Source organism: Agrobacterium sp. NPDC089420, from assembly GCF_044900305.1.
GTDB lineage: Bacteria > Pseudomonadota > Alphaproteobacteria > Rhizobiales > Rhizobiaceae > Agrobacterium.
The window spans coordinates 143,233-167,739 of sequence record NZ_JBJDMY010000003.1; the positions used below are offsets into that span (position 1 = coordinate 143,233).

At 61.9% G+C, this 24,507-nt stretch carries 17 protein-coding genes; 2 read left to right on the forward strand and 15 right to left on the reverse strand.

Features of this window, described 5'->3' with window-relative positions; all coding sequences use genetic code 11:
- Nucleotides 1-3 precede the first annotated feature (3 nt).
- Nucleotides 4-3,150 (forward strand): Mur ligase family protein, encoded by a 3,147-nt coding sequence (locus tag ACI2KA_RS05465; protein WP_404499951.1) that lies wholly within the window; start codon nt 4-6, stop codon nt 3,148-3,150.
- Between the two features lie 28 nt (nt 3,151-3,178).
- Here the strand turns inward: ACI2KA_RS05465 and ACI2KA_RS05470 are convergent, their stop codons facing one another.
- Nucleotides 3,179-4,225, reverse strand: a complete 1,047-nt coding sequence (locus ACI2KA_RS05470; RefSeq protein WP_404499953.1) for an alpha/beta hydrolase family protein — start codon at nt 4,223-4,225, stop codon at nt 3,179-3,181.
- Between the two features lie 328 nt (nt 4,226-4,553).
- Here ACI2KA_RS05470 and ACI2KA_RS05475 point away from each other — a divergent pair, with 328 nt between their 5' ends.
- Nucleotides 4,554-5,690, forward strand: coding sequence for a polysaccharide biosynthesis/export family protein (locus ACI2KA_RS05475; protein ID WP_404499955.1), 1,137 nt, complete (start codon nt 4,554-4,556; stop codon nt 5,688-5,690).
- A gap of 8 nt (nt 5,691-5,698) precedes the next feature.
- Here ACI2KA_RS05475 and ACI2KA_RS05480 read toward each other — a convergent pair whose 3' ends face one another.
- The 14 genes from ACI2KA_RS05480 to tssA all read right to left on the reverse strand — a co-directional run bounded on the left by ACI2KA_RS05480 (nt 5,699) and on the right by tssA (nt 24,381).
- Entirely contained in the window at nt 5,699-6,604 is a 906-nt protein-coding gene (locus tag ACI2KA_RS05480; protein ID WP_404499956.1) for a protein kinase, read from the reverse strand.
- The gene (gene tagF, locus ACI2KA_RS05485; protein WP_404499958.1) at nt 6,591-8,003 is read right to left on the reverse strand and encodes a type VI secretion system-associated protein TagF; all 1,413 of its coding nucleotides are present in this window, start codon (nt 8,001-8,003) and stop codon (nt 6,591-6,593) included. The genes ACI2KA_RS05480 and tagF overlap by 14 nt, the downstream gene beginning before the upstream one ends.
- 81 nt (nt 8,004-8,084) lie before the next feature.
- Complete coding sequence (gene tssM, locus ACI2KA_RS05490; RefSeq protein WP_404499960.1) at nt 8,085-11,573, reverse strand: type VI secretion system membrane subunit TssM; 3,489 nt, start codon at nt 11,571-11,573, stop codon at nt 8,085-8,087.
- Nucleotides 11,570-13,078 carry a type VI secretion system protein TssL, long form gene (tssL, locus tag ACI2KA_RS05495; protein WP_404499962.1) on the reverse strand — a complete coding sequence of 503 codons (1,509 nt, stop codon included), beginning with the start codon at nt 13,076-13,078 and terminating at the stop codon, nt 11,570-11,572. Before tssL ends, tssM begins: the two co-directional genes overlap by 4 nt.
- Entirely contained in the window at nt 13,075-14,415 is a 1,341-nt protein-coding gene (gene tssK / locus ACI2KA_RS05500; protein ID WP_404499964.1) for a type VI secretion system baseplate subunit TssK, read from the reverse strand. Before tssK ends, tssL begins: the two co-directional genes overlap by 4 nt.
- Nucleotides 14,405-15,607 (reverse strand): type VI secretion system-associated FHA domain protein, encoded by a 1,203-nt coding sequence (locus tag ACI2KA_RS05505; RefSeq protein WP_404499966.1) that lies wholly within the window; start codon nt 15,605-15,607, stop codon nt 14,405-14,407. The genes tssK and ACI2KA_RS05505 overlap by 11 nt, the downstream gene beginning before the upstream one ends.
- 9 nt (nt 15,608-15,616) lie before the next feature.
- Nucleotides 15,617-16,618, reverse strand: a complete 1,002-nt coding sequence (gene tssG / locus ACI2KA_RS05510; protein ID WP_404499968.1) for a type VI secretion system baseplate subunit TssG — start codon at nt 16,616-16,618, stop codon at nt 15,617-15,619.
- A 9-nt stretch (nt 16,619-16,627) separates the two neighbouring features.
- Nucleotides 16,628-18,409 (reverse strand): type VI secretion system baseplate subunit TssF, encoded by a 1,782-nt coding sequence (gene tssF / locus ACI2KA_RS05515; protein WP_404499970.1) that lies wholly within the window; start codon nt 18,407-18,409, stop codon nt 16,628-16,630.
- On the reverse strand, nt 18,402-18,911 hold the full coding sequence (gene tssE, locus ACI2KA_RS05520; RefSeq protein WP_404499972.1) for a type VI secretion system baseplate subunit TssE: 510 nt from the start codon (nt 18,909-18,911) through the stop codon (nt 18,402-18,404). The genes tssF and tssE overlap by 8 nt, the downstream gene beginning before the upstream one ends.
- Nucleotides 18,904-19,728: a type VI secretion system accessory protein TagJ gene (locus ACI2KA_RS05525; protein ID WP_404499974.1), complete on the reverse strand. Its 825-nt coding sequence runs from the start codon at nt 19,726-19,728 to the stop codon at nt 18,904-18,906. Before ACI2KA_RS05525 ends, tssE begins: the two co-directional genes overlap by 8 nt.
- Nucleotides 19,725-21,119, reverse strand: coding sequence for a type VI secretion system contractile sheath large subunit (gene tssC / locus ACI2KA_RS05530; RefSeq protein ID WP_404499976.1), 1,395 nt, complete (start codon nt 21,117-21,119; stop codon nt 19,725-19,727). The genes ACI2KA_RS05525 and tssC (ACI2KA_RS05530) overlap by 4 nt, the downstream gene beginning before the upstream one ends.
- A 55-nt stretch (nt 21,120-21,174) precedes the next feature.
- Entirely contained in the window at nt 21,175-22,656 is a 1,482-nt protein-coding gene (gene tssC / locus ACI2KA_RS05535; RefSeq protein WP_110758770.1) for a type VI secretion system contractile sheath large subunit, read from the reverse strand.
- 97 nt (nt 22,657-22,753) lie between these two features.
- The gene (tssB, locus tag ACI2KA_RS05540) at nt 22,754-23,263 is read right to left on the reverse strand and encodes a type VI secretion system contractile sheath small subunit (RefSeq protein WP_404499978.1); all 510 of its coding nucleotides are present in this window, start codon (nt 23,261-23,263) and stop codon (nt 22,754-22,756) included.
- Between the two features lie 65 nt (nt 23,264-23,328).
- Nucleotides 23,329-24,381, reverse strand: a complete 1,053-nt coding sequence (gene tssA, locus ACI2KA_RS05545) for a type VI secretion system protein TssA (RefSeq protein WP_404499980.1) — start codon at nt 24,379-24,381, stop codon at nt 23,329-23,331.
- Nucleotides 24,382-24,507: the final 126 nt, after the last annotated feature.

The window sequence follows — 24,507 nt, forward strand, 5'->3', positions numbered from 1 at the left end:
GCGATGGCGAAACCACAGGGGGTCAAGGAACGCCTTTCCGGCATAAGGGCCTTCCTGCGCGGCAGGATCAAGCCGTTGAAAACGCCATCCCCGGCCGTGACGCTGTTCTTTTCGGTTTCAGACGGCGACAGGCGGGCGCGTGTCGTCAATGTGTCGGGCTTGTCGCTGGAGGCGGCATGGCAAAAGGGCATGCCTCTGCTCCTCGCGGCGATGAAGGCGGACGGCATCGAGGGGCGCTGGATCCGGGTGGACTGGATCGAGGTTGCGGAAGCCACGACATGGCCGCGTCTGCGCGCGCTGCTTGAGAAGGTAAAACGCAACTATTTCCGCTTCGGCATCGCGCTCGACCCGGAATTCCGCTTTGCCTTCACCGAGCAGGAATTGAACGCCAATGCCATGCTCTATGGCGGCAACACCATCAGTCACGCCGTGCTCAACGAGAAGAATTTCAGTCTTTATGCCCAGGCGCGCCACGACGATCTGCCGCCGTTGCGATTTTCTGACGAAGAACGGATCCACCTCTTCCAGACGAAGGGTGTTTTCTGCGATGAGGCGGGCAGGCTTTACCCGCTTGACGGAACAGGTCTCGATGCCGGCAGGCGGACGATCGAAAGGCTCGACGGCGGCATCGTCCTGTCGCTGCTGCGGGATTCATCCGTCTATCTCGCCCGGCAGGTCAATGACGATGGCGCGTTCATTTACGGTTATCATGCCTGTTTCGACCGGCGCATCGAGGCCTATAATGCGCTGCGCCATGCCAGCACGACCTATGCCATGATCGAGGCCTGGGAGGTGACCCACGACACGCGGCTGAAGGCGGCGATCGAGCGTGCCCTGGGATATCTTGCGGAGACGCTGATAAAGCCCGCAATCCTGCCGGACGGCACCGAGGCCGCCTTTCTGGTCGAGGCCGACAATGAAATCAAGCTGGGCGGCAACGCCGTCGCGATACTGGCGCTCGTGAAATACATGAAGGTGACGGGTCAAGACGCCTGGCGCGCGTTGGCCGACAGGCTCGCTTTCGGCATCCGGCACATGCAGGACCGGCAGACGGGCGCTTTCGTCCATGTCCTGCATTTCCCGGATCTGACGGTCAAACAAAACTATCGCACCATCTATTATGACGGCGAGGCGGCCTTCGGGCTGATGCGCCTCTACGATCTTACCGGTGAGGCGCTGTGGCTTTCGACCGTCGAGAAGGCTTTCGACCATTTCATCGCCAAGGATCACTGGAAACATCACGATCACTGGCTCGGTTATTGCGTCAACGAATTGACGCGGCACAAGCCGGAAGAACGCTATTTCCGCTTTGCCATCCGCAATATCGCAGATTATCTCGACTTCGTCGAAAACCGGATCACCACTTTTCCGACATTGCTCGAACTGATGATGGCGGTGCGGCAGACCCTGTCGCGGATTGCCGCCGATCCCCGGCTGCATCGGCTTCTGGACGAGATTGATCTGGTGCATTTCGAGCGGGCGCTTGAAAGGCGCGCGCATCATCTGCTCAACGGCCACTTCTGGCCGGAAATGGCCATGTATTGCCGCAGGCCCGACCGTATTGCCGGGTCCTTTTTCATTCGCCATCATGCGTTCCGCGTGCGGATCGACGATGTCGAGCATTATCTGTCGGGTTTTGTCGCCTATCGCAGTTATCTGCGCGAACGTGCGGCGTTCCGCGATCTCGTCCGCCGATATGCCGCGCCGCGCCGCCCGTCGAACCAGGCTCCATCCGGGCCGAAGGCGCTCCCGCCGGAGACGACGTGGACGGCGGCGCATGTCGAGGCTGCGACTGGCGGACGCTGGATGCGCCGCCCGCCCGAGGGCTGGACGGCAAACGGGGTCTGCATTTTTGCTCCGGCCATGCAACCGGAAGCCCTCGTGGTTGTGCGCACCGCCGACGGCGATACCGGTATCCCCATCCACGCCGTTGGCGGATTGCAGAGGCCAGCCGGGCTCATCACGACGGAGCCGGCGCTGACCGGAGCCTATGAGGGGCCTGTCCTTCAGGTGGCCGATGGCATGCGAGCCGTGCTTTCGCTGGGGGAGTATGCGCGCGACCACATGGCTGGCAACGTGCTGGGTGTAACGGGCAGCGCCGGCAAGACCACCGTCGTCGCCATGCTCGCCCACGCGCTTTCCGCCTGGGGGCCTGTCGGCAAAAGCCATCACAATGCAAACCTGCCCGCCGGGGTTGCCTGGAACCTGGCCTCCATCCCCTGGGATACGCCGCATGTCGTTCTGGAGCTGGCGATCGGCAAGATGGCGATAAGTGCACGGATGGCACGTCCGAAGGTGGCCGTCTTCACCAATATCCTGCCGGCGCATCTGGGTGAGACCAGCACGGTCCTGGACATAGCGAGAACGAAAAGCGCCATCTTTCTCGGCATGGCGGCCGGCGACACGGCGGTTCTCAACCGCGATATGCTGGAATGGGACACGGTGCATGATGCGGCCCGCCGGCGTGGGCTCGACATTCTCACCTATGGAGCCTCGGATGACTGTGCGTTCCGGCTGCTGCGATACGATGCGGTGAACGGGAGAGCATATGCCCGGATCAAGGGCAGGGAGATGAGTTATTGCGTCGGCGCCGCCGGCCGGCACATGGCCCTGAACGGCCTTGCCGTCCTTGCCGCGGTGTCGGCGCTTGGCCACCCTCTCGATCCGGCGATTGCGCTTCTGGAAAGCTTCTCGGCACTCCCCGGGCGCGGCGAAGAAATCCGCCTGTCGCTCGATGGCCGGTGGCTGACGGTGATCGACGACGCTTACAACGCCAATCCCGGTTCGATGCGCGCCGCTCTCGACCGCCTCAACGATCATGGCGGCGGCGGCCGTCGGATCGCGGTTCTGGGTGAGATGGCGGAGCTTGGACCGGGCTCGGCGGCCTATCATACCGAGCTTGCCGCATTGCTGCGGGCAAGTTCGATCGACCGGGTCTATGCCGTCGGCGACCTTTATGCCGATTTCTGGAGCGCGCTTTCCCCGCCGCTCAGGGGTGCGCATGTCGGCTCCCGCCAGGCTCTGAAGGACATTCTCCGGGAGCGGCTGGAGGATGGAGACGTCGTTCTGTTCAAGGGCTCGCACAGCGCCGGAATGCATGAGCTGGTGGCCTGGTTGAAAAAAAGCGCGGACGGCAGCGCCGCCGCCTGATGAGAACAGCCGTCGGATGGGTTGACTGTTATTTGAACTGCTCGAGTTCCATCTCGTGCACGGCGCGACGGATTTCGACCGGCGTTTGGCCGCGGGCGATCAGGGCGGCGGCAAGACGGCCGTGATAGGCCAGAAGGTGGCGCTGACGATCCGTTGCCTGGAGATAGATGTGGTGTGGTTCGAAGCCGGCGGCCCGCAGGCGTCTCACGTAAAAAAGCTGGCTGAAGAACGGCACGACCCGATCCTCCGGGTCAGAAAGAAGGTAGATGCCCGGCCGGGGTTCAGTCGGAATCCGATCGATTTCGGTGATCGGATCATAGAAATCGGCGGCATTGTACAGAAGCTTGCCGGGAAGCCGGCGCCGGCGCTCCCAGAACGCGGAAACCTGCTTGACCGAGACCAGGCCGGAGGTGATGACGGCCGCGGCAACATCCTCGCGCCTGTTGAGAAGACCTGCCACGATCTGCCCGCCTGCGGAATGGCCGGTCAAAATGAAGGACGACACGTCGTATCTTTGTTTGATCAGGTCGAGCGCGCGGTCCATGAGCGCGATTTCGCGCGGATGGCGGCGCCTGTTGTGGTCACCCGAAGAGCCGTAAATGCCCGGCCGCGCCATGAAGATGACCGGATGCCCCGCTTTCTGCGCCCATTCCGTCATTTCCGCGGCAATCGTTGCGGGCGATTGGCGGATGTAGGAATCGGTTATGAAGCGCACGCCTTTGGCATTGCGCAACATCACGTCGCCGCCGAAATAAACGAGAACAACGGGGTTTTTGCCATCGGCCAGCGCCTGCGGGTAATAACGGATACAATCCCCCTTTCCTTCGGCATCGATCCACAGGCTGTTGGGAATGCCGGCGCAAGCCTCCGGGGAGGTGAAGGAACCATTCAGCGCCTCGAACGGGCTGAAGGCCTGGTCGTCGCGAAAAACCGTCAGTTCACGCGGCTTTGGAAGTTCGAAAGGCCCCAGCCGCGGCGCATCGGCCAGCGCGGATTGCGATGCCCCGGGAATGGCCAGCGCAAGCAAGGCCCAACGCACGATCCACCAGGCCAGCCTCGGTTCTTCCTTGCGCATGGGATACTCCTCCGCAGACTATCTCACTCTTGCCCTATGACAGGCTGTTGCCTGCGGGCGACGGCAGCAAAAGTCCCCTATTGAAGCCGTTTTGAGTAAAAAAAATGTAATGTCGCCGCAAATGTCCAGGCACGGCATGTCGCATCTTTCAGGGTCGCGACGGTCCGGTCATGTCGTCAACACAATCCGGAACCGCCAAAAGGTTGCCGAATGGTCACACTACCATATGTGAGGGGCAGTTTTAACAGATTTACAAGCGCCAAAGTTGTTGCGATGACGTGGCTTGATGCTATCTCTGCGTTAGGTTGAATCATCTAGGAGACGAGGGATGAAAAAGTTGGGGGCGGTTCTGCTGGTGGCTCTTTTGAGCGCATGTGCAAAACCATCTGACGGACCGACGGCAGGCAATATCCGCTCTGCGACCTTCCCTCGAACCAATGAGAAAATACCCGTCATCGAACTGGCGAACGCGCCGGCGGCCAGCGTTTCCGGCGTAAGCCTGCAGGGTGCCTCCGGCCCCGGCCTCGCAGCGCTTCGCAATACCGGCTACAATGCCCAGAGATTGCGGCGCGGCGATGTGATCGACATCACGGTGCTGGATACCGGCGAAGACGGTCTTTTCTCTCCGACGCAAAGCAAGACCCTCAATCTCGGCCGCTTTACCGTGGATCAGAGCGGATCGGTCAATATTCCTTTCGTCGGCAAGCAGAGGGTGGTGGATTCGACGCCAGAGGGGCTGCAGTCGCAGGTCGTCGCCGGGCTCAAGGGCTCTGCCGTCAACCCGCAGGCGGTCGTGACCGTCGTTGACAAGCCGACCAGCGCCGTCATGCTCAGCGGTGCGGTCAAGAACCCCGGAAAGATCGTGCTCACCGCCCGCCAGGAGCGCGTGCTCGACGCGCTCAACCAGGCCGGCGGCCCGACGGTTGCCCCGGGCGCGGCCACGGTCACCGTCGTTCGCGGCTCGCAAAGGGCCAGCGCACCGCTTGACCGCGTCATGCGGGAAGATCGCCAGAATATCCGCCTTTCGCCCGATGATCAGGTCATGATCGACGGCGATGCCGCCAGCTACACGGCGCTTGGCGCTTTCAAGAGCGCCGGTGAATTCCAGTTCGAAGCCGGAAAGCTGACATTGGCGCAGGCCGTCGGCCGCGCCGGCGGCTTGCTGGATGACCGTGCCGACGCCCGCAATGTCTATGTCTTCCGCAACGAGGTCATTCAGGTTCCGGCCGCGACTGTTTCGGGTACGAAGGGTCCGGTTGCGACGGCAACGAGCATGCGGCCGGTGATCTATCACGTCAATATGCGCGATGCCTCCAGCATAGCGCTGATGCAGCTCTTCCAGATGCAGAAGGGCGATGTGCTTTACGCCAGCAACGCACCGCTGGTGGATTCGGCGAAGCTGCTGACCGTGTTCCAGAAGAGCGTGCCGACGGCCGCTGCTCCTCTGCCCGGCAGCGGCAACTGACGGGCGCGCTAGAGGAGCCGTAGCGCATCCATCGCCGATTGTGGACGCAAGGCGGGATCGTCGTGACAGCAGGCAGCGGCGAAATGCGAAAGTTTTTCCCTCGGCTGCGTTTCGCTTGCCGCCATGAGCCGCAAGGCAAGCCGCCCGACTGAGAATATATCCTGATTTGGGTTTGCGGCGGCGCCCCGGCTCTGTTCCGGGGCGGCAAACCCGGCCGAGGCGGCAAATGCCAAGCCCCGTTCCGCGTGTTTTTGGCCAATTTCCAGCGCAATGCCGAAATCGCCGAGCCTGCCGGTGGCTATATCGTCATCCTGCAGCAGAATATTGGCAGGCGTCACATCGCAATGAACATATCCCTGCGCATGCAGGGCGTTCAGGCCTTCCAGCACGCGACAAAGCAGAACAATTGCGTTCGCTACCGTGACCGGCTGGACGGCGGCCCGCGACGCCAGCGATAACGGCAGCCATGGCTGCAGAAGCCCCGGCCGTCCATCGGGCAATCGCAACAGTGCGGATGTTTCCACCAGACACGGGTGGCGCAGGGCAAGCCCGATCCGCGCCTCTTCCCGCAGCCTTTGCAGCAGCGCCGCCTCGTCTCTCAGTGCCGGCGGCACGGTTTTCAGGGCGTGAAGGGAGCCGAGATCGCGGTGCCGCAATTTCAAAAGCAGCGTCGTCTCGCTCTCATGGGCAATCCCCTCGACGGCAAAACTGTCGGCAATCCAGGCGGGTTTTACTGCGGAAAAATCCGAGACTTTTCGATCCAGCGCATTTCGCAGCTGATCGATCAGGTCGTTCTGTTCTTCGGCGGGCCTTTCCCGCGCGCCGTCATGGCGAATGCTCCGCCACAGTTCCGAAAACCGCGCACTGACCTGCGGAATAGCGAAATTTAGGCCTTGCCGCTCATCCTTGCTCACGCTCGTTTCCAATCACGATGGCGCTGATGTTGTCGCGGGCGTTTTCGATCAGCGCTTCCTGTATCAGGGCGCCGGCGCAACCTTTCAGCGGGGTGCCGCCGACAACCTCGGCAATTGTCCGCTCTTTCAGGATCTGCACCAGCGGGGCGCTGCACAGAAGCAGCCTGTCCTGCGGCCCCCAGTCCTCATGAATGATATCCGGCCGGAACTGCTGGGAAAGACCGACGCATTGGGACAGCCGCTTTTTCATGCCGACAATGACATGGTCGCGGGAAAGCGGATGCATCGTTCCGTTTTTCAAGAGGTAGGCGCGGGCGTCGCCGGACCATACGATGCTCAGCCTGTCGCCGCTGATATGGGCGATGACCACACTGGCGGCCGGCCTGTTTTCTGCGGCCGCGGCCTGCCGTGATAAAAGAAGGCTGTTGACGGTGCCGAGCTTTCCCCGGATCTGCTGCGTCATCATTTCCGGATTGTCGGCATCCGGGGTCTCGGCCAGAATGTTGGTGACCAGGCGGGCGGCTTCAACGGCGCCGTGCGTATCCCCCTGTCCGTCGGCGATGGCGAAAAGGGCGGGGTTTCTGGAAACGAACAGCGAATCCGCATTCAGGGAAAGCCGCGTTCCCGCATGTGTCGCGTAGCTGTAGATGACCGGCGACGGCTGTTCGGCAGGGCGTGGTGGCCGTTTTGGCGGAGGTGCCTGGGCCGGCGCACTGTCCTGCGTCGGCGCATGGGCGCGTGCGGAACCTGCGCCTTCCTCGTCGCCCTTGCCCGCCATTTCGCTGAACAGGCGCATGAAATCGGAAGCCTTCGGCTTGCCGTCGAATTTGAGCCCTCGCGGGCGGCGGCTGAGGGGATCGATATGCCACCAGAGGCTCGTCGGCGTGCGGCCGCGCGCCATCTCCGGCTCGTCATCGTCTTCCCGTGGTTTGGGCAGGCGCAGTTTTTTGACCGCAGCGTTGAAGCGCGCAATTTCGAAATCGCCGGTCATGGAGGTCTCGGCCAGGGCCTCGGCCGCCATAAACCAGGTATCGTCCAGATAGAGCGTCCTTGGATGTTTCCGAAAGCTGTTGAGCTGGGCGATGATGGCGAGCGGATATTTTCGCCCCACCCGGTCCGCGCTGGGCAATAGCACGCCCACATAGGCGCAGTTTCCCCAGATGCCCCTTTCAATGATGAAGCGTATGGGCGGGGATGACGAGAATATGGCCGGCCAGCGGCCGGAGAACATATCCGCGCAGGCGTGCAGGCCGGATCGCATCCAGTCGTCGAAGGTGCCGATCAATTCCCGTTCAAGGCCGTCGGAGATGAAATCGCCGTGGCTGGGTACCTTGCCGAAGAAACCGATGCGGTCGCTTTCCGCTGCGGTTTCCGCGGGTCTCGATGCCGGATTGACCATCAGCCGGAAACGACCGTTGCCGTTGTCGTCATCACTACCATCCTTACTCCCCTCCGTTGCAAATCCATATGCCGCCTGCCGTCAAAACTGTTGAGGGCAGGCGAAGCTCGACATCGCCTCCAGTCTGAATGGGTTGAGAACCGACCCGAACTGAATATCGAATTCGGCTGTCTGCCCGCCATTCTCAAACCGTACCCGCAAAAGATCACCGGATTGGTTTTCGATGTCCGCCCCGTCGAACAGGCGGAATGGTGACCAGTCGCCGTTTTCGGTCTTCGCCTGCTGCCAGCCGCCCGGCTGGAAGGCGATGCGCGACAGGCTCGCCGTATTTTCGCGGGAGGGCCAGGTGATCGACTTCGCCTGGATCGGGCCATGATAATAAACCACCCGTTCACCCTCGATTTCCAGCATCACGGCGCTGGAGGCATTGGTGAGCGAAACGGGTTTGACATTGATCGAAACCGCCGGCGTCTCGCTGCCATTCGGGAAGAAGGCACGCGAAATCTTGTCGGCGTTTTCGAACTGGGCGATGGCGCTGCTTGGAATGCCGGCCGCGCCGAAGGTGCCTTTCCAGCTCCAGGGGGTTGTCGTCTTGTCGACGAAAGGCTCCATGCGCTGCTTGAAGAAGCTCTGGAAAACACCGGTCGGACCGAACAGACGCGTGAAATCCGCAATGGCGACATCGCGGGCGGAGGACCGGTCGAAAGGATAACGTCCGGTCACGATCGAAGAGCACAGCGAGGCCGAATCGGCAGCCCAGAGTTCGGCGATACGGCTGCGTGCGGATTTGACCGCAAGCGAGCCGACATCGGCCGCCACCCCCGCCACCCAGACGTCGAGCGGCGCCGGCAGCTGGCGTGCCTGCTGCAGCAGGTCCTGATTGGCCTTGGTCAGCTGGCTGTCCACATCGAATACCTTGGCGACCTCGTCGGAGGTGGTTGCAGAACGGGCGAGCTGTTCGTTCAGCATCTTGAAATTGGACAGCAGCTGCTCGGCGGGAGATCCCGCTGTCTTGCCGCCATTGGTTTCCGTGCCCGCTGCCGGGGCTGCTCCCTTGGCCGCCAGCATATCCCGCAACCGCGCATAGGGGTCCGCCGCATTCACGGTGGCGGCAACAACCGCCGCCGTTGCGTCGCTTTCGGCGGCGGAAGCGAGGCTCGTCGGATTTATTCCCACGCTCGGGCGCAGATCGGTCGCTTCGGCGATGGATTTTGCCGCTTCCACCAGAATGTTGCGCTCATTGGCAAGGGCGCGGGTTGTTTCCACCGCGTCGCCCAGGGTCTGGGAGGGCTTGACCCGCAGATCGGCCAGCGTATCGGCCCATCTTTTCTCGAAACGGTCGAAATAGATTTGCAGGGCGGCCTGCGCCACCTGTTCGACCGTCGCGCCGCGGATCGCGTCGTCGGAACCGCGCACCCATCCTTCCGAAAGCGCGATACGCGCCGCGTGGGCAATCTGCGGAATGACGACGCTGCGATATCCTTCCGCCGTGAAGAGGCCTTCTATGCCCTCCGCCATCGGCGCCTTGCTGCGGCGTTCGAAAGCGCGTTCTCCAAGCGGGCCGAAGGCCGTGGCGGGCGTCCATTCCATCAGCTCCTGCGCCTGCGGAAGGCCGGCGAGAATATCATAGGCGCGGGTGCCGATCGCCTGGTCGCGGATGGTTTCGCGGGCGGTGGCGATGAGGCGGGCATCAAGCTCGATCGGGGCAAGCACGCCATCCGCCAGCGCCCTTGCGTGCTGGTCCAGCGCCTCCCGGGCGGCCGCCCTTCCGTCGCCGGGATAAAGGGACGCGAACATCTGATGCGTCTGCATGGTCAGGAAATCCCGGTCCAATGCGCCCATGCCGCCAAGCATTCCATAGAGTTTCAGCGAATTGAACGTGCGGGTGACATCCTTTTCGTCCTTCAGCTGTTTCTGCAGCTGCACGATCATGCGCGGGAGCAGAAGGGCGTTGAGCGCGCGCTGATAGGCATCGCGTTGCCGCCCGGCGATCTTGTCTTCCTGATCGAGGCCGAAACTGACATTCCACACGCGCTCCCGGGCAAAGCCGGCATTGACGTCGCGCAGATTATCGAGTGCGGGAAGGATGCGCAGGAAATCGGCATCCGCGACGTCGCGCACGGGAATGCCCTGGACCAGCTGCTCATAGGCGCCAAGTTTGCGGTCGGCTTCCGCCAGCGCCTGGGTATTGGCGAAATAGGTGAAAATCCAGCCCGTGAAGACGACCGCAACCGCGACGGCGCAGGCCGTATAGGCAATGCGCCGGACAAGCAGCTGCCGCCCCGAAAGGCGCTTGTCGCGCATCACCAGCGCGGCTTCCGGGAAGATGACATCCTTGAACAGCCGCGCAAGGAAATAGCTCCGGCGTGCCCTCGGCGCGCTGACGGGCCGTTCCGTTTCCGGCTGCGTTCCCGAAGCCAGATAGACGCCGCGCAGAAGCGGTGCCTCGATCAGGGGGGAGCTTGCACAAAGTTCGCTCAGAGCTTCGTGAAGCCGGTCCTTCAGCCGTGCGAGTTCGGCCGGGAACCGGAAGATGCGTCCGCGTATCTCCGCATTCTGTTCCTGTTGCAGGCGTTCGATCAGCATCGCATCGACCCGCTGCTGCAGCAGTTCGAACTCTTCCGTCAGCCGTTGCGGCAGGTCCTTGGCGGAATAGCTCTCGTCCAGCTTGAAGGTCGTGCCCCAGACCTGCTGGCGATCGGTCTTGTTGAAACCGTCGAAGAATTCCACAAAGCCATGCAGGAGATCTGCTTTTGTCAGCACGATATAGACCGGCACGCGGGCGTGCAGATATTCATCCAGTTCCGAAAGGCGCTGACGGATGGAGCGCAGCTCCTGCCGCTGTTCCTCGGGATCGCGGGTGAGAAGATCGGGGATGGACAATGTCACCAATGCGCCGTTGATCGGCTGCGAACGGCGATATCGTCTCAGAAGGCCGAGGAAACCTTCCCACCCGGCTTTCGATGAGCCATCGAGATCATCCTGCGTGGTGTAACGCCCTGCCGTATCGATCAGTATCGCCTCGTCGGCGAACCACCAGTTGCAGTTGCGCGTGCCGCCGATACCTTTCACCGCGTTTTCGCCGAGCGCGTCGCCAAGCGGAAATTGCAGGCCGGAATTGGTCAGCGCCGTCGTCTTGCCGGAGCCCGGTGCGCCGAAGATCACATACCAGGGCAGATCGTATATATAACCGAACCGCTTTTTCGTGACGCGCCGCAACAGCGCCAAGGCTTCCTTCAGGCGTGTCTGGATTTCGCCGATCTCTGCCTGACGGTTGGCCAGGGCTTCGCGCTCGATGCTGTCGACGAGTTCCTTGTCCTGCTTGCGGCCGCGGTAAATCGTGACGATGATGTAGACCAGCCAGATGGCCAGAATAATGCCGATGGCGATGAGCCGGCCCTGTGTCGTTCCAAGCGGCTTGAAATCGCCGAGCGCGATCAGATAGCCGTAAAACCAGATGACGACGCAAAGCGCGATGACCCATAAAAGCGACAGGAAGCGGCGTCCGACGAGGGCCGCATAGCTCTCGACATAGGAACGGATCGTATAAAAATAACTCAAGGGATTCATGGCTTCGCGTCTCCCGGCTGCTGTCCCGAACTGTTTTCTATGGTCGGCGAGAGAATGCCGGCGTCGCTCAGTTTTTCATCGGGGTTGGTCAGGACCATGATTTCCGTTCTGCGGTTAATCTCGCGGCCTTCCTCCGTCTTGTTGTCGGCAATCGGGTCGCTGTCGGCGCGGCCTTCCGTCAGGATCGCTTCCGGGCCGGCGAATTGTGAAAGAATGTCTCCGACAGCCTTGGCGCGGGCTTCGGAAAGATGCCAGTTCGATGGGAATTCCACGGTTTTGATCGGCACGTTGTCGGTATAGCCGATGACGACCGCGCGGAATTTTTCCGCCGCGAGCGCACCGCCGATGCGCTGGATCAGATCGCGGAACTGCGGGCTGACCTCGGCGCTGCCGGTGGCGAAAAGGCCGGAATTGTTGATGCGCACACGCAGCCGCCCGTTGACATCCGCCAGCGTGACCAGCTTTTTTTCCACTTCAGGCTGAAGGAAGGCCATCAGTTTTTCAAGCCGGGACGGTTGCCGCGGCTCCACGATCTTCGGTGGTTCCACCACCCTCGGAATATCGACTTTCACCGGCGGCTGCGGCTGCGGCGGGCTCGCAATCAGCACGCTCGGCGTCTCGTTCGGAGGCAGGTGGGCAAGCCTCTCGAAGGTGACGTCGGATGCGTTGTTGAGCGACAGTGTGAAGAAAAGATAGCCCAGCGCGAAGGCGAGCGCCATCAGGGACAACAGCGTCCAGAGCGCCGCCATCGTCCGCAACGGCGTATGCCGGGCCTCGACGCCTTTCCAGTGCGGCGAGAGTTCTCGCTCAAAGGCGCCATATTGGCCGATCAGCGTCTTGTAGAGACTGTCGCGGATGCGCGAAAGCTCCAGCGCGCCTTTCGGTGAAACGCGGGTTCGTCCTTCAAAGGCCAGCGACAGGCACAGATAGATCAGCAGCAGCAGATCCTTGTTGGCCCCGGGCGACTGGTGGAAATGATCGAGAATGTCGAAAACCCGGTCGCCGCCGGTGACATCATTGTGGAAGGTGGACACAAGGCCGGAGCGTGCCCAGCCTGCGCGCACGCCCCAGGGCTTGCTGAGAACGACATCGTCCACCGTCGCGCAGACGACATAATGCGCCGCCCGCGCCCGCTCGGCGCTGATGCGGGCGGAGGCGAGATCGCGCTCATAGCGGGTGATCGCCTCCAGGCAGGCGCGACGCAGCTGGTCGGGGTCCGGCTGGGCGTCGCTGAAGCGCAACAGATGCGCGAGATTGAGCAGAGGCGCAGCCGATTGCACGAGCGTCGGCACGTCGTCGCCACCGAAACGGAAACCGGAAAGCAGCTGCTCGACCGGCAGGGCGGCCGTATCGCCTTTCGGCCGTGCGGCCGGCTCGTCGGTCTCGATGATGTCTTCGAGGATCGTCGCCATGTTGCGGGCGTTCTGGTTGCGGCGGCGGCTTTCCTCGGTGATTTCGACCACCGTCGGCAAATCCTGCCAGGAGGAGGGCTTTTCGTTGCTCATTCGCGTAACGCCCACATTTCCATCTCAAGTCCGGGAAATTCACCTGCCAGATGCAGGGCGATGGCGCCGGAGGTCTCGAGTTGCTTCCAAAGCGGTGATGTCGTGTCGATTTCGAAATAGACGGTGCCGGACCGATAGGGCAGTTGCCGCGGCAGAACGGGCAGGGAGCGCACGGGAATGCCGGGCAGTGCGACATTGACCAGTTCCGAAATCCGTTCCACCGGCCCGACCTTGATCTGTGCCGGCAGCCGGCGGCGAATATCCTCGGCGGCCATATCCGCACGTACGGCAAGCACGAAGCCGGCATCGCGCAGCAGGGTGCGGTCGTGGATGGTGCCGACACGCACGCCATGGCGGCGCTCCACCAGTTCGATGGCAACGGCCGCCTGTTCCAGAACCGCCGAGAGCGAGGTGCGCAGATCATCGAAAACCGCACCGAAGGTGGCTTTCAGATCATCATGCAGATAGGGCGGGAAACTGGTCGCCCGTTTTTTGTCGGTGGTGAAGGTGGCGAGTTCGCCGGCAAGCTGGATGCAGTCTTCGTAAAAACGGATGGGGTGAAAACGCGTGGCGTTGGCGCCGCGATGCGAAAGCAGCGGATCGGCGCGGTTGAGGATCTGCAGCAGGAAATAGTCGCCCACTTCCGCGGTTCCCCGGATCGTCGGGTCGCCGATGCGCTCGGCGATCGCCTGGGCGCGGTGGCGAACGATCCCCAGAAGCTCCGTCAACAATTCGTTGAGACGCGGTGCTGCGGCGCAGGTGAGGCTGGGCGGAATGAAATCCGGATCGAGGATGACCGCCCGGTCGGAGCGGACTTCGATCACCCGCGCAAGCCCGATAAGATCGTAGCCGGAAAGATCGTCGCCGGTCTTGAGGAATCTCAGGCTGAGACGGCCGACATCGATGGGCGCGATGAAATCCGTCTCGATATTGGTGTCGGAGACCTCATAGGTCGACGCGGTGAAGCGCACATTGTTGGTGTCGTTGCGACCCGATGCGGACATGTCCGCCTTGCCGGGCTGGCGGGCGGGCAAAGCGAGATAGATGATGGCGTCCTTGACGCTGTCGTCGAGATCGAGCGGCGGCGGCAGATCGGAATCCTCCGGCGCCTCGAAAGGGGTGCCGTCGGGAAGAACGCCGCGCAGGTTCGACAGGGCGAACTGCCCGATCGACAGCGCGCTGCGGTCCATGCCGATCTCGGCAATACCCCATGGATAGGGGGAAAGATTGCGCGTCGTGTTGCGCACGAGGCGCTCCGTCCAGCGGTCGGATTGCTGGAAATGCTGGACGCGAAGAAACATGCCTTCGCTCCAGGCAACACGGTTTTCATGTCTCATCGTGGTTGTTTACCCCCTTGTCATCGGTCGTCATCGCGTCAGGCTCTGCAAGGGGTGCGGCCTCACCGCGCGCTGCCCGTTGCAGAAACTGCCTGACCGGCAATTGACGGCCGTTTTCTTCAAATTGCTTTTTATAGGCGGACCAGTAGTCGGTCTTGGTGATCAGCGCCTGCCAGTCCCTGCGCTCGATCTTCGAGCGAATATCGTTTCCGGCATCGACCGAGGCTTCGAGAAGCCGCGGCTCGAGCTTCTGCGTGCATGTGTGAATGAGCGTTTCGAGCGCTGCGGTAAGGCGACGCTGCTGATGAATGAGGTTTTCCAGACGCTCGCTCGCCGCCGCCTGTGGCCCGGCGGCGGCATGATCGCCCTCGATATCGAGAACGGCCAGGCACTCGGCATTTTCCCTTTCAAGAGCAGTCAGAAGATCACCGATCTCTGCCTGCGCGCCGGATGTTTCCGCCGGCCATGTCTCTGCCGCGGCAGGGTCATCGTTTGCATCGGGAAACACGCTGTCGAAATCCTCGCCCTGGGATGGCGATGCCGGACGGGCGATCATGACCGGCGTGTTCAGCGCATCGGTGTGCTCGTGCCTGCTGCTTGCAACCGGCTCTTCGTCCCAATCTTCCGGGAGTACTGCACCCATGCCGCCGGCCTTGGGCGGAGCGCTCCAGCCGATCTCGACATTGCGCGAAATGGATTTGGTTTTCTGGCCAGCCGCCCCGCCGCCCTTTTCCATCCAGTCATCCTGCGGCAGCGTGCCGCCCAGCACGCCGCCGGCGGCGCGGCCGTTCGGGGCGATGTCGGCGAGGATGGCGGAAATGGTCAGCGGCTCGTCGCTCATCCGCAGGGACGCATCGGGATCGGAAAAGTCCAGTTCGGCGTCGCCGCTGATGGCGACGGCGAAAATCTGCCCGCCAATGTTGATTTGCGAGCCGTCCCGCAGGCGCGCGCTTTCCCCTTCGAGCAGCAGCCGGCCATCGACCAGCGTGCCGTTCGCGCTCTGGTCCATAATAGTAAAACCGTCAGCGTCGCGGCTGAGCGTGCAGTGCAATTTGGAAACGCGCCGCTCATTGTCGTCGATCTGCCAGTCACAATCCCGCGACCGGCCGATCACCCGGCGGCCGCGCTCGAAGCTCCATTGGCCGGGTTTTGCCGTTGCGATATTCTGTGTGTGCCTGAGCGCCAGTTTCATGTCATGCCCTCACGCAGAGATTGCCGAGCCTTCCCGCTCGGTCACGATGGCGTCGGTACTGTCTTTTTGTGCCGGCGCCACGCGCGCCCAGCTGTTCCAGCCGAGACGGGCGGGAGCATCGGGCTGGCCAAGCCGGCAGAAGGGAATATCCTCCTTTTTCAGGATCACCTGCACATCGAAATCGAGCGCGCTTCCGACGAAAAGCCGTGTCAGCGAAAATATCTCGGCAAGCCGTTTCGATCCGGGCGTCAGCGCCAGATAATCCGCATAGGCGACCGGACCGATGACGACCCGGAAGCCGCCGCTCATATCCTCCACGGCGCTTCCTGCCGTGGTATTCTTCCCCAGCCGCAGCCCGGATGCCTGCCCGAGCTGGCTCTGTTCGTGAAGCGGCAAGGGCACCCATCGCCTGCGGAACTGTTCGATGACGATCGGAAGCCCGGTAAATTCGCCGAGCACCGAGGTCAGGGCCGAGACGTTGCGGTTGCGATTAGCGAAAAGCCCGCTGAAGCGCAGCAACGTATCTTCGCTCACTCCGGCCTTCCGCGTCAGGCCCACCGTCCGAAACCCGGTGAGTGCAAGCAGCGTCTTGCGGAAAGCGGTGCCTTTCGCCTGATCGGACCAGCGCAATCCCCTGGCGAGGCGATATTTCTCCGAAGCGGAAACAAAGAGCTCGCTGAAGCGGGCGGCGAACAGATTGAAGAAGCCAGCCAGCGCACCGGAACGGTTGCGTTCTTCCCGCTGAAGAAGTTCGCCATAGGCCGGCGGCAGCGAACCAAGCGGGCCGACAATCGGCGCGAAGGCGGATTTCAGCTGCGACGCGCCGTGTTTGCGGCCGAACCCGCTGATCGCCAGCGCCGTGGGCTGCACGCCACCATGCGCGGAAATCGTCAGACCGTCATCCGAGACGTGCTGGGCAACCCGAAAGGCGGTGGCCGGATCGAAACGGCCGGGATCGGCGCTGAGAAGAGCGGCCTGCTGGTCTTTCAGTGTCGGCATTTGCTGTTCCATCCCGGTCTCCTAGAGCAAAGGCCGGTCCGCCGCGCGGGCTGGCCAGCGGGCAATCGGTTTGGAATGGCCGCGCATCGTCGCCGTCAGCCGGGTGAAACTGTTGATCGAGGTATAAAGGCCGAAGAAGTGGTTGAGCACACCGGCAAAAATGAAGGCGGCGGGGCGCGCGATGAGCGCCGGGTCGAATTCCACGGTGATGTCCGTTCCCGGCACCATCGCCGATCCGATCCGGGCATGGGAATTCTGCGCCTCGACATTGCTGATCGCTTCAACCAGCTGCCGGGTTTCCGGGCTGTCCCTGAAGGAATAGAGCGACAGAATATCTTTGAGGGGAGCGCCGCCATTGTCTGAAAGCGAAAGATGATTGAGCAGCAGATGCGAGATGAGCCGCCATTCGCGCGCCGAGCGTTCGTTGACGCGGATGGCCGCCGTCGGCGGCATCAGGGCATGGATCGACTTCACGGCCTCATTGCCGGCCGAAAGCTGGAGGAAGGGGTGTCCGCCGCCAAAGGGAAGCTGGTTCGGCAATTCGCGGTTGATGCAGAGCGTGTCGACGCTCGCCACCATGTCGAGTGGTCCGAGCGGTCCGCGTTTCTGGTCCACAAAGGCGATATCGGTATCGGAAGAGCCATCGTCGTCAAAGCGGCGCTGGATCTGCCAGAACACATTCGAGCCGTTGTTGCGCTGGGTGCGCCCGAAGAACGGTGACGTCTTTTCGGTCTGTCCGGAGCGGCTGGTCAGCTCGACATTTTCGACGGCGTAGATTTCACGGGTCCGCTGCCGCCTTGCATCCGGCAGAAGGCGATATTCCGTGCGCGTACCATCCAGGCTCAAGGGTTCGCAGTTCTGCTTGAAGAGGTTGATGACGGGGGAGGCGTTGAGCACGAAATCCTTGACGGAGACCATGCGTTCCAGCCGCGTGTCCGCCGCATCCAGATAGATATAAAGCTCACAGTCGCCGCCGCTCCACCTGTGCAGCCCGTCAATATCGAGAAAGAGAAACTTCTGCGGCAGCGCGAAGAATTCGGTAAGAAGCCGATATCCGTCAAAACTGTTTGCCGGATAGGGCAACATGGCCTGATCGCGCCCATAACCCGACGGCCTGAGATTGGCGGCGGGCAGAAAAACGGCGTCCTTGTCTTCGGAATGACGTGCCAGCGCCATGCCAACGCAATGGTTGGTCAAAAGCTCGTAAAGCGCCGTCGCCTGCTGCCAGGCGGAGGACAGGAAGATCTGGAGTTTCGTCAGCCCCATTTCCGGGAAGCTGCTGCCGCGCGGCGCCGTGCTGCGGAGCGAAAGCCGCAGGCAGCTCGCTGCGCCGGCGGAGGATGCCGAAAAAGGCGCATCGATCGGCTGGCCGGAAAGCGTCGCCGAGGCAATCTGCAGCGGCGCGATTTCCACCTCCTGCGTCGTGCGGAAACGGCAGCTCTCGCCGCCTACCGGTTCGGCGAGGATTTCGCTGTGGCGCGGCAGGCTCTGCACGGTTGCGAGCGCGGGACTCGGCGCAAACTGAACGACGCTCATCGAAGGGATCGGCGCAAGATAATGCGGGTAGAGCGTTTCGAGCAGGCTGTCCGACAGCTCGGGAAATTCGTCATCCAGCTTCTGCCGTACACGGGCGGCGGAATAGGCGAAGCTCTGGATCAGCCGCTCGACATGCGGATCGTCGGCGACATCGCCCGTCATCCGCAGCCTGCCGGCGATTTTCGGAAACGCCGCTGCGAAACGCGATGCGCGTTTTCTCAGCGCGAAAAGTTCGTCATTGTATTTTTCGAGAAAGCCGTCAGCCATTCGTCGCCTCCACCAGGAACCGCTGGGTGGACGGATCGATCCGGGATTCGAAGTTGATCGGCGGCATGCCTTCCTGGAGGCGGAAGCTTGCCTGTATGCGCATGCGCAGCGCCCGGTCGCCATCCGTGCGGTTCTTCAGAATCGTCACATGCACGTCGGCAAGACGGGTTTCGAACAGGGAAATCCGCCGTTCGATGCTGCGTGCCAGCCGCACCTTGGAGGCGTCCGTTACCAGATTGGCCGAAAGAATGCCGTCGACGCCGTAGCTGACCAGCGCATCGGACAGTTCCTTCAGCGCCGCCGGCGGGCCGGCGGGGTTGCGGCGGGTATTGAGCAATGCCTCCAGATCGCGGCGGATCACCTCGCGCATCTCGCGCGCCTGATCCTTCAGGCTGACGAGCGCGTCCGTTTCCGCATCCGGCGCGTCATCGAGCAGCCGGTCCAGAACGGAACGCGACAGCGTTCTCTGCCGCGTGCGATATTGCTCCAGCGGATCAACCACGCGCGATCTGCCTTTCATCGTCGGAGAGGGCGGAAAGGGTGCCGATTTCGTGGAACGGCACCACATCGTCGCCGATCAGCAGGCAGCGCTGGCCTTGCCCGGTCGCCAGCGGCTGGCCCTCATCGCTCCAGCGCGTTTCCCGGCCAAGGAGAAGGCCGACATCCTCCTCCGCGCCGTGATAGATCGCCGGAAGCAGCACGGATGCGACCGCGCCGTCGCGCAGCGTCAGTTCGGCCCCGCGGAACGCAAGGTCACGCGGGCGGCTCATGGGATCGATCTTCAGGCTCTCGATGCGGCCATAGTCGATCCACAGGTAGCGCCCCCCATTGGTCAATACTTCCAGCGCATGGGGAATGCGGTCGTCCAGATCGCGAATGTCGCCGGCGGTCGCGCCATCATGGCCGATCGGCACATTGCCGCGCTTTTCGTCGAGTTCATTCAATGCGTTCCTGGCACTGTCGGCGTCACCGGCGCGTGCGGCAATATTCGCCCGGATGGCCAGCTGGTCGAGTTCGGACGGGCCGCCGGGAAAATCCGGCACCGCGCCGTTTTCGAACCACGCATTGCGCGCGGCCATGGCGCGCAGCTGATGACGAAAGAGGGAGAAGCCGACACTGTCCTGCGGCGAGAATGTTGCGGCGAGATTGCATTGCGCATCGGCCTTCTCATAGTCGCCGGCAAGCACAAGCAGGTCGATATAGAAATGCCGGCCGTCCTTGTCGGTGGGCTTGATTTTGACGTGTTCGCGCGCCAGCCCGATCGCCTCCTGCAGCCGGTCGTCGTCGAGAAGGCGGGAAATATCGTCGCGCAGCGTCATGCGGGTATCCTTTGCGGCTCGGCCGGAGACCGGGATGCGGCGGCGGGCTGCATCATGGTTTCGGCGATGAGGTGGAAGCTCGTGGAGACGTCATCGAGCTGGAAATGCGGCTGAAGGCGCACGGTGCAGGAGAATGTTCCGGGCTTGCCGGGCACCTCGAAGACATTGATCCCGGCAGAACGCAGCGGGTAGCGCGTGCGTAGCGCGGCTTCCGCATCGTCGTTGCCGAGCGTGTAGGAGGAAAGCCAGCTTTCCAGCTTGCGCTCGATGGTGGTGGCATCGCTGAGCTGGCCGATGTCGTCGCGCATGATGACCTTGAGGTAATGCGAGAACCGGGAGGCGCACAGCACATATTGCAGCATGGCCGCAAGGCGGGCGTTCTGTCTCGCTGCCTCGCTGGAATAATGGCCAGGGGCATGCAGGGACTGGTTGGCATTGAAGATCGCCATGCCGGAAAGATAGGTGGTGGAGACGGGCACGATGCCGAGATCGGAAAATTGCTGTTCCTGCCCGGTCGTCAGTTGCACCTCGACGGGCGGCTGGGCGGACAGGCCATTGCTTTCGATGCCGAGATCGAGCGGCGGCAATTGCCGGGACGAGAGCATGCCGCCATCCACGGCGTCCTGCGTCACGCCGCGCAAATCCGCAAACCAGCCGGAATCGACGAAATTGCGCACCACCACGGTCGCAAAGGCAAAGGCGGCGTTGCCCCACAGCAGTGTCTCGCCGCTTTCCGCCACGTGTTCGCGGAATGGAAATCCGTCATCCCGTTCCCGTGCATAGGGCCTGTAGGGAGAGCGCAGCAACACGCGCGGTGCGACAAGGCCAACGAAGCGGGAATCGTCGCGTGTGCGAAGCGCATTCCAGCGCAGCCGCGATTTATCCTGCTTCAGCGAGGAAAAGTCGTGAACCCGGCTGAGTTCGGCAAAATCCTGCAGGCCGACGGCGGAAGGGGCCGCCGCCGCCACAAAGGGGCAGAAGGCGGCCGCTGCCACCATGCCGATCTGCGACAGCGTGGTGATGGAATCGGCGCCCTCGACATCGTCGGGGGAAAAGGCGTAGTCGCCAATCATGAGGCCGACCGGTTCGCCGCCCGGCATGCCGAATTCGCGGTTATAGACGACCTCGAAAAGATGGCTCTGGTCGAAGTCGGTGGCGCGCTCCGTATTGCGGGCAAGGTCGCGCCAGCTGGCGTTCAGCAGCTTCACCTTGACGTCGGTGCTGCGGCCCGCCTCGCGCACGACCATGGCAAGCCCGCGCCATCTCGCCTCCATCGCCTGAAAATCGGGATGGTGGAGAATGGCGTTCACCTGGCCGGTCAGCGCATCGTCGATGAGAGCGATGAGCTGGTCGGCGAATAGACGGGCGTCCGGCAAGGACTGATGCGCCATGAGCGGGCTCCGGGTGACGAACGGGGCCGGGGTGGCGGACCACCCCGGTCCGGGCTCAGTTCTTGGACGGGATACGGGCGACCATACGCAGCGAGGTCGTCAGTTCTTCCATCTGCAACCAGGGCCGCATCCATGCGACCGCATTGTAGGCGCCGGGTTTGCCCGGCACTTCCTGCACGGTCACCTTGGCGTCGCGCAGCGGATATTTCGCGCGGCTTTCCTCGCCGGCCTCGTCATTGGCGTTGACGTAGTTGGCGATCCAGCGATTGAGCCAGACCTCGCAATCGGACGCCTCCATGAAGGAGCCGATCTTGTCGCGGCCCATGACCTTGAGATAATGCGCGAAGCGCGACGTGGCCATGATGTAGGGCAGACGGGCCGAAACGGCGGCGTTGGCCGTTGCTTCCGGCTTGTCGTAAAGCTTCGGCTTGTGCGCGGTCTGGGCGCCGAAGAACACCGCATAATCCGTGTTCTTGTAGTGGCAGAGCGGCAGGAAGCCGAGCTTGCCGAGTTCGGCATCGCGGCGGTCGGTGATGCCCACTTCCGTCGGGCATTTCAGGTCGAGGTCGCCGTCATCGCTGGAGAAGACGTGCATTGGCAGATTTTCCACCCGGCCGCCGTTTTCCGCGCCACGGATGGCCGTGCACCAGCCGCTCTTCGCAAAAGCGTCTGTCAGCTTGGTGCCCATGACGTAGGCGGCGTTCATCCAGCAATATTCGTCATGCTGCAGATCGCCGTTGACCGCACCCTTGGTTTCGTCATAGGCGAAATCGTCGATGGGGTTGGTTTTCGGGCCATAGGGCATGCGCGCCAGAACGCGCGGCAGAGCGAGCGTCACGAACCGGGAATCGTCGCTTTCGCGGAAGCTGCGCCACTTGGCATATTCGACCGTGTCGAAGATCTTTTCCAGATCGCGCGGACGGGCGAGATCGCGATAGTCCTCGAAACCGAACATGCGCGGGCTGGCCGCGGAAATGAAGGGTGCGAAGGCGGCCGCGGCGATCGACGAGACGCCCTGAAGCAACTGCACGTCATCGAAGGAATTGTCGAATTCGTAATCGCCGATGATGGCGCCAAGCGGTTCGCCGCCGGGGGTGCCGAATTCGTCTTCGTAGATCGCCTTGAAAAGCCGCGACTGATCGAATTCGACGGCCTTTTCCAGATCCCTTGCGAGTTCCCGTTTGCCGGCGTTCATGACGCGGATCTTGAGATTGACGCTCGTCTCGGAATTCTTGACGAGGTAGTTCAGCCCGCGCCAGGTGCCCTCCAGCTTGGCGAATTCCGGCGCCTGCATGATGGCGGCAAGCTGCTCGGAAATCGTCCGGTCCAGCTCGGCGATCGCGTGATTGAGGGTGACGGTGAGGTTGCGGTCATATTTGACCGTTCCCTTCAGGGCCTGATCGGTCAGCGTGCGCAGCAGATTTTGCGCGCGGTCCGGTTCGGTCTGGCGGGTTGCGGCAACCACCTTGGACAAGAGTCCCTGGTCTTCGGCGGTCGTTGCCTGTGCTTCGTTTTTCAGCAGGCTTTCAGCGCTCATGTTTCAGTCCTTCCACATGCGGCTTTAAGATGCCGCTTGAACAGGTGAAGCCCCCTTGGCGGGGGCCGTTCGGGGAGGTTTTCCTCCGCACAGGCGATTATTCGCTTGCGCCGTTCTTTTCCTTCAGTTCGGAAACGAGCGTCGCGAGGTCCGTCTTGTTCTGGAGGATATCTTCGAGCATCCGCTCCAGATCTTCCGAACGGTCGGCCTTGGAGAGCAGGTCGCGCAGCTCGTTGCGGGCGTCCAGAAGCGCCTTGAGCGCCGGAACCTGCTGCACGACGGCGCCGGGTTCGAAATCGTCCATGCTCTCGAACTTCAGGTTGACCTGCAGGTCCGTCCCGTCTTTCTGAAGCGTATTGGCAACGGAAATATTAAGGCCCGGCGTCATGCGGCGCATCACTTCGTCGAAATTGTCGCGGTCGATCTGAACGAATTTGCGCTCGCCGAACGGCTTCAGGGGCTGGGTGGGATTGCCGGAGAAATCACCCAATACGCCAACGACGAAAGGCAGTTCCTTGACCACCATCGCGCCTTCTGTCTCGACTTCGTATTTGATGTGGACGCGGGGCTTGCGAACCCGCTCCAGCTTTTCATGTACACTTGCCATTTCAACCTCCTTGATGCCCCTTGGCATAGATGACTGTTATGGGGCGTCGTCTCGCCCCGCGTTTGTTATTTTCCGTTGTTTTCTCCACCGGGTTTGATGCCGGCGGCCGTCAGAACGGCGTTGCGGGCCTGCGCTTCGGGCAGAAGCTCCGCCAGCAGTTCCGAGAAATCCATGCGCCCCCTGCGAACCAGCGTTTCGATGGAGAGCGAGATCGGTGAATGCGGCTCGGTACGGCGAAAATAACGCGCAACCGAAAGAAGAGTTTCAAATGCCTCGTCGCGCGAGGATATGCCTTCCGGTGAGACCATGGCGGTGCGTGGGGGCTGGCCGCCGTCATCCGTGCCCGTAACGGCGGCCGGCGCCTGTTCGACCGATGCCGGTTCCTGGTCCCGCCCGCCCAGCGTGCGAATGGCGGCAGCCGCCTCGATAAGCGTGTTGCGTATGTTGGAACTTGCCGGAGCGGACTGGCCGCAGCGCTCGGTCAGAACGGCCATGATGGCGTCGAACGAGGAGAGACAGGCATTCACTTCCGTCAGATGGGAAGACATGGCGGCGACACCCGCTTCGGAGGCTGCGCGATAAAGCTCTTCGCGGCGTTTGCCCTCGTTCGGCCGCTGCGCCAGCTGGAAATCCCACAGGCTGTGCTCCGCGAATTTTCCTCCCGGGATCAGGGCCGCCAGCCGCAGCGGCTGAACAAGTGTGCCTTCGCTGCCAATGCCGTTCAGTCCCGCAAAAGGTGCAAATTTTTCTTCGTCATTATCATCGCTGATCGAGCGCAATGAGTCCCAGTGGTTGCAAAAAAGATCGAGGCAAAGCTCGTAGATTTCCCGTAGTCCGTGAAATCCCCGCAGCCTGAGGCTTGCTTCCGCGAGCCATGCCAATATTTCGATATCCTTGCTTTCGGAATATATAATCTGCAATCCAAGATTGCTGACACTGTCCCAGCTACTGGAGATCTTCAAGTTATCCTGGGGGGATGCAGCGCGCTCTTCTGTACGGGCCTGGTTTCTTTCATCCTTAATTCTATAGTATATTTCACGCGTTCTTGCATCGTTGCGGATATTATCTCCGCAATCCCCGAAAAATTCTATATCTCTTTTAACATGCGGCGCGTTCAAGAGCAGTCTATCTCCAGAAAATAGTAATGGATTTTTTGTAGTTACTTCCCTTACGTAAGGCTATTCCTCAGACAGACTTATTCTAAATGTGTCTAAATTGTGGCGTCTATTGCCTAATCTCACCTG